2 protein-coding genes and 1 pseudogene are annotated in these 11,545 nt (G+C 47.6%); 1 reads left to right on the top strand and 2 read right to left on the bottom strand.

Translation table 11 applies throughout. The annotated features are described in order from the left end of the window. A partial coding sequence (locus QUA42_RS17475; protein ID WP_333138607.1) for a DUF4347 domain-containing protein occupies positions 1-3,422 on the bottom strand: 3,422 nt, incomplete at its 3' end. A gap of 221 nt (positions 3,423-3,643) precedes the next feature. Next, positions 3,644-7,558, bottom strand: coding sequence for a CHAT domain-containing protein (locus QUA42_RS17470; RefSeq protein WP_445301331.1), 3,915 nt, complete (start codon positions 7,556-7,558; stop codon positions 3,644-3,646). A gap of 567 nt (positions 7,559-8,125) precedes the next feature. Here QUA42_RS17470 and QUA42_RS17465 point away from each other — a divergent pair. Next, positions 8,126-11,473 (top strand): annotated as a pseudogene (locus QUA42_RS17465) (ATP-binding protein); the annotation flags it as partial. Between the last annotated feature and the right edge of the window lie 72 nt (positions 11,474-11,545).

Here is an 11,545-nt window from a genome sequence, read left to right as displayed (position 1 = left end):
GTTGTTGTCGAAGTCGGAGTTGTTGTCGAAGTCGGAGTTGTTGTCGAAGTCGGAGTTGTTGTCGAAGTCGGAGTTGGTGTTGTTGTCGGAGTCGGTGTTGTTGTCGGAGTCGGTGTTGGCGTGGGAGTAGGAATCGGCGTGGGAGTAGGAATCGGCGTGGGAGTAGGAATCGGCGTGGGAGTAGGAATCGGCGTGGGAGTAGGAATTGGCGTGGGAATGTTAACAGTAAAACTGCCTAAATTGCTACCTACAACTTGATTACCAAAAGTATCTTTTACTTGCGATGCTTGCAAATTAACAGCGTAACTGCCATTATCTGTATCATCCCAACTTCCCCCAGGTGGAGTCAGTGAATAAGTAGCGAGGCGAGGTGTACCATTACTGTTAGTATCGACGCTGACAAATGTAGCAGGAATTGTACCGCCTGACCAACTTACTAGAATGTCAGAACTATCTAAACTGCTAACATCTATTCCAGTATTGTCGTTGAGAGTAACAGTAAAAGTCTGGGTTGTAGCGCCTGCTGTCGTAATATCAGCGATAGGATTGATGGTGACAGTCGGGATAATTCCATCTATTGCTATTGCTTTGGAAGCACCCAAAGAATTCACTACACCCGGAGTTGGCAAGATTAAAATAGCATCACCATTGGCAGCATTCTTAATAGTACCGCTACTTAAAGATAAAGCAGTTGTCGAAACATAGTCTAAGTCAGGATTGCTATCGCCTGCTGCGACTGTATACCGAAATGTTAAAGTGTTGCTACCGCTGCCTGAGAGGTAATTCGCAACGGGAGTTACACCTGCTAAACTAAGCTGTGGCGTACCCGTAACGTTGACTGTTTGAGAGAATTGAACGCTGATGTCAATCGATGTACCGATACCGTAATTTCCGTCTGCTGTCACTGCGCTGACGCTGGTAATGTTAGGGACGGGGTTAATTGCAATATCGGCGGTTTCGGTAGCGCTACTGAAAACGCTGGATGTGCCGTTGGTAGCTAAGTCTGCTGTTACGTCTGCTGTGCTGCCGTTGGTGCCAGTAATTTGATCCCACGCTTGGAAGGCGATCGCGTTAGTAACGGTTCCACTATAGGTAGCTGTGGGTACGAAGCGGATGCGGGTGGATGCGTCGGATGCTAGCAGTCTAGCAGAGGTAACAGAGGCGGTGAAGGTGTTCCAGGTGGTGCCGTCGGTGGTGTATTGCCAACTGCCGTTAGTCGTGTCGAGGTTGGTGATGGCAATACCTTGTAAGGCGCTGGCATTAGGATCGGTGATTTTTGTGCCGCCGAGGTTGGCGATGATGGTACTAATGAGTGTACCTGTGCTGGCACTGTCGTTTTGGTTTTGGGCGTTGAGAGTGGGGATGCCAGAATTATCGAGGGTGGGAGAGTCGTTGACGAGGACGCTGACGGTGGTGGGTGTGGAAGCGATGCCGTCGGTGGCGGTGTATTGAAAGGTGTCTACACCGTTGAATCCGGCGTTGGGGGTGTAGTAGAGGCTACGTCCTTTGTCAATAGCGATCGCCTCGACTGTACTATCCGCATTCGGGTTGAAGGTGGCATCGGCGGCACCTGTTGTGGGGTTTAATTTGGCGATATAGTTGGGGGTTTGTCCGCCGATGTTGTTGAAATTGCCGGCCACTATGGGGTTGCCACTGCTGTCTATGGCAATCTCAGTGACTATATTATTCGCATTCGGGTTGAAGGTAGCATCTGCCGCACCTGTTGTGGGGTTTAATTTGGCGATTCCACTGCGGGGTTGTCCGCCGATGTTGATGAACTCGCCGCCCACTATGGGGTTGCCGTTGCTGTCTATGGCGATCGCTCTGACTGTATAACTCGCATTCGGGTCGAAGGTAGCATCGGCGGCACCTGTTGTGGGGTTTAATTTGGCGATTCCGCTGCGGGGTTGTCCGCCGATGTTGATGAACTCGCCGCCCACTATAAGGTTGCCGCTGCTGTCTAGGGCGATCACATTGACTGCACTATTCGCATTCGGGTTGAAGGTGGCATCGGCGGCACCTGTTGTGGGGTTTAATTTGGCGATTGCGATGCGGGGTTGTCCGCCGATGTTGTGGAAATCGCCGCCTACTATGGGGTTGCCACTGCTGTCTAGGGCGATCGCTCTGACTGTACTATCCGCATTCGGGTCGAAGGTAGCATCAGCGGCACCTGTTGTGGGGTTTAATTTGGCGATTCCGCTGCGGGGTTGTCCGCCGATGTTGATGAACTCGCCGACCACTATGGGGTTGCCGCTGCTGTCTAGGGCGATCGCTCTGACTGTACTATTCGCATTCGGGTCGAAGGTAGCATCAGCGGCACCTGTTGTGGGGTTTAATTTGGCGATTCCGCTGCGGGGTTGTCCGCCGATGTTGATGAACTCGCCGACCACTATGGGGTTGCCGCTGCTGTCTAGGGCGATCGCTCTGACTGTACTATTCGCATTCGGGTTGAAGGTGGCATCTGCCGTGCCATCGCTATTCAACCGAGCGATTCTGTTGCGGGCTTGTCCCCCGATGGTGGTGAAATTGCCGCCCGCATATATCCAGTCGTTGATGATGGCGGTGCCGTTGGTGGGGGCGGTAGTGATGCTATTCACCGAGACGCGGGGACTCCCGGTGTCGTTGGCGAGCACGTCGATGCTAACTTGGGGTGAGTTGACTGTAATGGCTTTGCTGTCTGGGTTAGCGGTGGCTGCTAGGGTGTGGCTGTAGGCTAAAGCCTGAATCGGTGTTGCTTCGATGGACCCGATTTGTACTTCCAGTTCCCAATCTCCGCCTAGTTTGGCATTGCCCGTAGGGTTGGCAGAGGCGGCGATGTCAGCACCAGTTAATTCACTCAGACGTTGGAGGAAGTGGTTAGGTTTTGTGGGCTTAACACCAGTCGATTTAACACCAGTCCCGTCGAAGGCTAAAACCCCCGTCTGATAGCGAAAGTTCTCTGAAGAGGACTGAATAAATAAATTGTCTTGATTGTTTTCAGTCGGTTTCAACCGACTTAAGCTATGAGACAGGGGTTTTAACCCCTGGCGGATGTGGTGAGTGTGGGGGATGTGGGAGATGTCGGGGCTGTCAATTTTCACCGATACATCGGCGGCGATATTACAGCCATAAAGGAGAATATCAGCACCATTTGTTAATGCTTTGCGCCACTGTTTGAGTTGATGACCGAAACTTTCTATATTGCTGCTGTTGAGTGTATTTGCACCGAGTTGTACGACACCTGGACTGCCGTGAGAGATAATATGTATTGCTTCTATATTTTTTTCAATTGCTAGCCTTTCGGTAATTTGCTCAATGCCATCCCGCGTTTCATCTAGAATAATTACTTTACCCTTTGGAGAAAGGTCGCTAATTAAACTCTGGTAATCTTCAACATTTGAGTCAATAAAGACTAGACTTGAAACAATTTTTTGCTGTGTCATTATGCTCCCTCTTTATTCTTTAAGTATTATATGTCTCATTCAAATAGGACTTATGCACTCATTAGCATCTAATGGCGAGTCAGATCAAATCCGGTGGCATCGGCATTATAAGTTTATAAGTAAAGCAGGCCGGAAAGCGCACTATCCTAGAGAATTGCGGGCTCTCCGGCCCGCACCACAAATTACATAGTTCTCATGTACTGGGAAATGAGATCATAACATTACCAAGGACTCCCAATCATCGTAAATCCCGCCCAATAATAAGGATGGGAGAGATTTACATTAGTCAGTTTAGCTAATTCTGGCGGCAATTCTAACTCCTTATTTAAGTTTGACAAAATTAAACGACCATTTTCAATGCGAACTTGACCTTTGATCATAGCAATTTGAGCCTGCCGCAAAGCTTCAGCTTTAATCGGCGCGACCTTCAAGTGATGGTAAAATTCAGCCATTAACCCTAAAGTACCTTCATCGCTGACGTACCAAAGACTCGCCAAAACTGACTTCACCCCCGCTTGCACAGCTAGCCCCGCAAAGCCTAATTCCACGCCCTCATCACCCACAGCAGTTTTACAAGCGCTCAACACCAATAGCTCAACTTTAGGCGGCTGATTCCACCCTAGTTCGCGCACGCGATCGAGTGTTAGCCTGGTGTCTGATAACTGAATGTAAGAATTGCTCGGTACTCCTGACTTAAACTCTCCGTGAGTGGCGAGGTGAATAATTCGATAGGCTTGGGCGGTGCGTTGCGACCTCAGATTATTGAGAGTAAAGGTTTGATTAAGGAAAGATTGGCCTTTCCATTCGGAGGCAATAGCGTTAAGTTCTGCAGGCACTGCTAGCAAGGGTTGGTTATTGGTAAATTGCGAGGCTCCCATTGCTAAAACTTCAGCATTTTTAAGGCTTTCATAGTTAGTATCGGTCAAGTTGACACTGGGAATGAGTCCGATGCTGTACTTTTCTACTAGAAATTGGGAACCGTCATGGAGGGCGGCTAAGGGTAGCGTTCGCAATCCCGCATCCATACTAAAAACTAGCGTATCGATTCCCTGAGCTTTCAAATCAGCTTCTAAGGGGGCAATCATCCACTGGTAAAGTTGTTGGGATGCTGGCAAATAGCTCTGAGTATTGAGGTTTCTGGGATTAAGGAGTTCCGACCTGAAGCTAGCGACGACTTGCATCAAAGTTTCGCGCCGGGCGGCGGGGATGCTTTTATGAATTGGGATACCCGTAGGGGGGACGATGATCAGGTCTAATTGTTCAGGGCGGGATAAGGTGTAAATAATGGCTGATTTTTTACCAGTTTGGCTGGCGATCGCTCCAGTTATTTGCTGTATCGCCGTAAAAGATTGCAAATCGCCCCTGACTTGCTGGTTAATGTATGACCCCACTTGTTCGCTATAGAAGATATCGATAAACAAACTGGCTTCAGGGATATCGCCTTTATCGATCAGTCCTGTGATATCGCTGGGGCTAACCGTATTTAGAATGATTCCGGCTTGGTTGGTTTTGATTTCTAGAGGGGATATTGAGTCGGAAACTGCCGCGTTGCTGTTGCTGTTGCTGTTGCTGTTGCTGTTGCTGTTAGCTGATTGCGCGATCGCGTTGGTAATTGAAATATCCGGTAAAGGGAAGGTGGCATCAAGAGACGGAGATAAAGTTGGTGTCGGAGTAGGTAATGGCATCGGCGCTAGCATTTCAGGCGCAATGGAGGGCCCAAGCAATATCGGAGACGGTATTGCTTGTGGAATTGGCGCAGGTGAGGGCGTTGGTTCTGGTATTAAAGATGGCGCGGGTGATGGCGTTGGTTCTGGTATTAAAGATGGTGCGGGTGATGGCGTTGGTTCTGGTATTAAAGATGGCGCAGGTGATGGGGATGCCGTTGGCTGTGGGGTTGGAGATGGTGTCGGTTCCGGTGTTGCTTGTGCAGTTGGAGATGGTGTCGGTTCCGGTGTTGCTTGTGCAGTTGGAGATGGTGTCGGTTCCGGTGTTGCTTGTGCAGTTGGAGATGGTGTCGGTTCCGGCGTAGGTGATGGTGTAGGAGATGGTGTCGGTTCCGGCGTTGGAGATGGTGTTGCTTCCGGCGTTGGTTCCGGTGTCGGTTCCGGCGTAGGTGATGGTGTAGGAGATGGTGTCGGTTCCGGTGTAGGTTCCGGCGTTGGTTCCGGTGTAGGTTCCGGCGTTGGAGATGGTGTTGGTTCCGGCGTTGGAGATGGCGCCGAACTAACGATCGCAATATTGCCCTGAGTGTAAGTGCTAGGCACCGCGAACTGTGGCGAAATTGTCTCGGAACCTGATGTAATGGCTCCCGTCGTCCCATTCGTTGTCGCATCGCCGACAATAAAAGGTGTAGTAGTGTCCCCTGCGTGGCGAATAGTAATCGCGCCGCCACTTGTGCCATTAGCGCTGGAAATGCTCGCATTTACACCGTTACTATCTGTAAAAGTGCCGCTGACTGTGAGAAGATTGCCAGCCGTGAGGTCAATACTGCCGCCAGTAGACTGGAGAGTGCCTGTAACGGCGATGTCGGTAGCAGCTTTGAGGGTAATATTGCCACCAGAAGTGGCGATCGCATCCAGCGCAATGTCCCCTGCTGATTCCAAAATCACAGGTCCGCCTGCTGTCGAAATCGCTCCCACTCCAATGCTATTGCCCGAAGCAACACCGGGCGAAGCAAAAAATGTCTCCCCTGCTGTCGTATTCGGCGGCACATTGGCAGCATTCGCCAGAGTCGAAACGCCCGATCGCAGAATTAAAGCTGCACTACCTGAAAGCACCGCCGCATCTGGATCGGCAGAATCTGACAAAGTAGTATCTGGCCCAATGATACTAATATCTCCCGCCGCGATCGCGCCTTTTGCTTCTACCTTAAGTGAGGTTCCAGTATAATCACCAAATCTCACATCTCCCTCGGAGCTAATAATCGGGTCGTACAAACTCAAAAAATTGCCACCGTTGCCAGACAATGTGAGAATACTTACATTACCTCCCGCAGCAAAGTGAGCATCACCCGAAACATTGCCATTGCTCAATAATGTGATATCCCCTGCAGATTGGAATGCAGGGTTAGGGTAATTTAGCGCGAAGATATCAATATTTTGATTACCTTGTATAGTAAGATTGCCACCTGCGATCGCCCTGAAAGGATAACTGCCATCCCTCACCCGCACCGTATCTCCTGCCAACAGATACAAGTTGTTCTGAGTAAGTAGCTGGCTTTCTACCAAAGTGAGATTACGTGCTGCCGAGAGTGTAGCATTCTGACTATTAACAGTAGAACTAGCGATCGCCACATCCCCGCTTTCCACCCTCAAACCCGCCGTCAAAACCACTTCTCCTGCACCGTTAACGGAGATACCAGTAGCAGAGTTCCTACCTGCGCCCGCCAGAAATTGCGGAAGAGACAAAGGCAGAGATAATTCCCCATTTTCTGCCAACAATCCCCCATCAACAACTCCTATTTCTAAACTTAATAAATGCCCTTCTTGACTAATCCGAACAGCATTCTCACCGGGAACAGCAGCGACAACAATATTACCTTGGGGAGCATTGAGCGAACCTGTGTTGACAACTGTGCCGCCAATTAAACTTATACTTTGCCCCGGCATGACTGCTAAATTACCTGCATTGATGATACTTCCCGGTTGGCTGAGATTAAAGTAAAAAGTGTTCGGAGTTCCTATCATGGTACTGTAATCGTTAGCTCCTGCAACATTGAACAAACCGGAATCAAAACCGATGTTAGTAGCAGTAGTAGCTGTAAAAGCAGCCGGAAGATTCAAGCTAGCATTAGGGCCAAAGATAATGCCCGAAGGATTGATTAAAAATAGGTTAGAATTGCCGCCACTTACTTGAATTAAACCGTTAATAAGAGAAGGATTGCCGCCTACTACCCGTCCTAAGATGTTGCGAATAGCGGGAGGAGAAATAAAATTAGCAATCTGCCCTTCGCTAAGCCCAAACTGTTGAAAACTGTGGAAAAGATTCGCTCCATCTCTAGAAGTTTGGCCACCTGTGATATTGAAGCGATCGCCGTTGTCAGGTGTGACAGTAGTGCCAGTGCGATCGGGTGCGGGAACAATGGGTTGTCCTTCTACCACCGCTGTACTCAAAATAGTGGCTGCGATCGCTAGCATTGCAGCACCCTGTATAGAAAAGAAGGCTAGTTTCATTAGCTTTGAGCTGGCAGAGCACGTATCGGACAATTATAACTTTAAGGTATTGGCTGCTCAGTGTGGTCAAGTGTGGCGTAGACTTAGCGATTAAGAACCTCGTCACGATCATGGCGGTTGCTTTACCAGAAAATCACATTCTGCACCCTCAACTGTCACGCTCGGTTTTTACTTATTTTTATCCACCAATAAAGCTATAAATTATAGCTTTAAACCGTACATTGACTGAGAAGAAACGTTTTAAAGCGATAATTTATTATTTTAAAAATAGAGTTTTCTGCGTAATTATGCTGTGTCACACCCCAATCAACGTAATGTGGGCTGAAAATCACAGCAAAAGTGCGATCGACTGTTGACGCACCCTATACACTAGGCGATCTAAATCGGGGCTACCACAAAGTATTTGCAGGCTGCTACCGGAAAAACTCAACATTTGTTACAAAAACAAAATTTTTTCCTTTCTAACGCGCTATTCTATACAGAAAACTGGTGCTTTTTGAGTTAGCTTTAATTTTTAGCAAAAAAATCAATATGCTCTCTATTTCAGGCGTTGCTGTCCAGACGCTGCTTTACGAAAGTGTCAACTCTCTGGTTTACCGGGCGATTCGGGAAGCAGATAACCAGCCGATTATCCTCAAACTCCTCAAAGAGAGCTACCCCACACCTCAAGAATTGGTGCGCTACCGCACCGAATACCGCATCACCCAAGAGCTAAAAGAGCCGGGAGTCGTGCAGGTTTATGACTTGCAAAAATACCAAAACAGCCTCGTGATGTTTGTGGAGGACTTTGGCGGCGAATCCTTGAAAATATGGATGCAGCAGCGAAAGTTTACTCTGGAGGAATTTTTGCAAATTGCGATCGCCACAACTGAAATTTTAGGTCAAATTCACAGCGCCAACATCATCCACAAAGATATTAACCCCTCGAATATTGTTTACAACCCCCAAACGGAACAATTAAAAATTATCGACTTTGGTATTGCGACTCAGCTAACGCGAGAAACACCGAGCCTGAAAAACCCTAACGTTTTAGAAGGAAGCCTCGCTTACATCTCGCCCGAACAAACTGGCAGGATGAATCGTACTCTCGATTACCGAACGGATTTTTACTCCCTTGGCGTTACTTTTTATGAATTACTCACAGGAAAACTGCCTTTTGAGACAGAAGATGCTTTAGAGTTGGTTCACTGCCACATTGCCAGACAGCCGGTTTCCCCGGAGGAAATCGAGCCAAAAATTCCCCTAATTGTCTCGCTTCTTGTCAGTAAACTGATGGCCAAGAACGCCGAAAACCGCTATCAAACTGCCTTGGGAATAAAGCACGATTTAGAAATGTGTCTGGTTCAATTACAAGAAACCGATAGCATAGCAGAATTTGACTTGGAAACGCAGGATATTACAGACCATTTCCTGATTCCCGAAAAGTTATACGGTAGGGAAACTGAAATTTCTCATCTATTAGCCGCATTTGAACGAGTCAGTACAGGTTGCGCCGAAATGATGTTGGTAGCTGGCTTTTCTGGGATTGGTAAAACCGCAGTCGTGAACGAAGTCCACAAGCCTATAGCCCGACAGCGGGGCTATTTTATTAAAGGCAAATACGACCAATTTGGGCGCAATATTCCTTTCAGTGCATTTGTGCAAGCATTTCGGGAATTGATGGGACAATTATTATCAGAAAGTGACGCTCAGTTACACAGATGGAAAACCCTAATTATCACCGCAGTAGGCGAGAGTGGGCAAGTCTTGATTGATGTAATTCCTGAATTAGAACGCATCATTGGTGTTCAAAGTCCTGCACTAGAACTGTCGGGGACTGCCGCCAAAAATCGCTTTAATTTGCTGATGCAAAAGTTTGTGCAAGTATTTACTACTGCCTCACATCCCTTAGTGATGTTTTTGGATGATTTGCAGTGGGCAGATTCGGCATCCCTGAAGTTGCTACAACTGTTAATGCAGGATAGGGGGCATTTGTTGGTGTTGGGTGCTTATCGGGATAATGAGGTGTCACCTACTCATCCGTTTATTTTGACGGTGGATGAGATTATCAAGTCGGGGGCAGTGGTGAATACTATTACCCTGCAACTGTTGAGCCAAAGAGATCTCAATCAGTTGGTAGCAGATACGCTGATTTGTAATTTATCCTTGGCCGTACCCTTGACAGAACTGGTTTATCAAAAAACCCAAGGTAATCCCTTTTTCTCAACTCAATTCCTCAAGGCATTGCATGAAGATGGCCAAATTATCTTTGACTGGGATGTACGACATTGGCAGTGCGATATTGCTCAAGCTAGACTTACCCACGCCTCGGATGTGGTTGAGTTTATGGCGGTGCAATTGCAGAAGTTGCCTGCCAAAACTCAAGATGTTCTGAAGTTGGCGGCTTGCATTGGGGCGCAATTTGATTTAGATACATTGGCAATAGTCAACGAAGAATTACCCGAACAAACAGCATCAGCACTATGGAAAGCCTTGCAAGAAGGACTCATTTTACCCATTACAGAAGGCTATAAATGCTTCATTCCAACAGATGCTCGATCCCATATTGAGTCTATTACCACTCCAACTTATCGCTTGCGGCACGATCGCATCCAGCAAGCGGCTTATTCATTGATTCCCGACAACCAAAAACAAGCCACTCATCTCAAAATTGGACAGTTACTGCTACAAAATTATTCGGAGATAGAAAGAGAAGAAAAACTCTTTGATATTGTGGGGCATTTAAATCAAGGAATTGAGTTAATCTTCCAACCGAGCGAACGAGAAGCCTTAGCCCAACTCAACTTAGAAGCGGGAGGTAAAGCCAAAAGTTCTACCGCCTACACTGCGGCAAATATCTATGTACAAACGGGAATTGCTCTGTTGAGGGCTAACGGCTGGCAAAGTCAGTATGAGTTGACCCTGAATCTCTATGTTGCTGCGGCCGAAACTGCCTATTTAAATGCTGATTTTGAGGGTATGGAACAGATGGCAGCGCAGGTTTTGCAAAAAGCCCAAACCATTTTAGACAAAATTAAAACTTACGAAATTCAAATTGCCGCTCAAACAGCCCAGAGCAAGGTGTTAGAAGCGATCACAGTCGGTAGAAATGCCCTCTTACAACTGGGTGTTGAACTCCCGATTGAACCTAACGAAGCCTTGATTAGTAAAGCGCTACAAACCCTTGCGGGCAAACTTCAGGACAGACAGATTGAGGAACTCGTTGACCTACCTTTGATGACCAATTCTCAGACTCAAGCAGCCATGCAAATTTTAAGAATGTTACCGGGATCGATTTTTATTGGAATGCCGGGTTTACTGCCCCTGCTTAGCTCCACTATGGTGAGTTTATCGCTCCAATTTGGGAATGCACCCGCATCAAGCGTGGGGTATACAATTCATGGGATGGTATTGTGTGGTTTTTTGGGAGAGGTAGAAACAGGCTATGCCTTTGGGCAATTGGCACTCTCATTGCTGGATCGGTTGAATGCGCGGGAATTCAAGTCTATAATTCTGGGTTGTTTTGGGGGGTGGATTCAGCATCGCCAAGAAGCTCTCTTGGCAGCGATACCAACGCTGAAAGATGGCTATACTGGGGGCATGGAAACTGGCGATTTTCTCAACGCTGGTTACAACATATTTTTTTACTTTAATACCAACTTTTACAGTGGGGTAGAACTGGATACTTGGGAGCCAGAACTAGCACGTTACAGCGCTGCCTTGGCGCAGGTAAAGCAATATTCTGCCCAGGGTTTGTTGGATATGACGCAGCAGACGGTGCAGAACTTGAGGGAAGTCGTGAATCAACCGGAGTGCTTAATCGGCTCTGCCTATGATGAAACGGTGATGATTCCTAAGCACCATCAGGATAATGAACTCTCTGCGCTCGCTGCTGCCTATAGCAATCCTAAATGATTTTCTATATTTATAAACAATCCTAAATAATTTTCTGTGTGTAAGTATATTGACGTA

The sequence above is a fragment of the Microcoleus sp. Pol11C2 genome, assembly GCF_036701505.1.
Classification (GTDB): domain Bacteria; phylum Cyanobacteriota; class Cyanobacteriia; order Cyanobacteriales; family Microcoleaceae; genus Microcoleus.
This window is presented reverse-complemented; position numbering and strand designations above follow the sequence as displayed.

What these genes read in the sequence shown, in the direction of transcription:
- QUA42_RS17470 (WP_445301331.1), bottom strand. Translation starts at nt 7,558, where the DNA reads ATGCTAGCGATCGCAGCCACTATTTTGAGTACAGCGGTGGTAGAAGGA.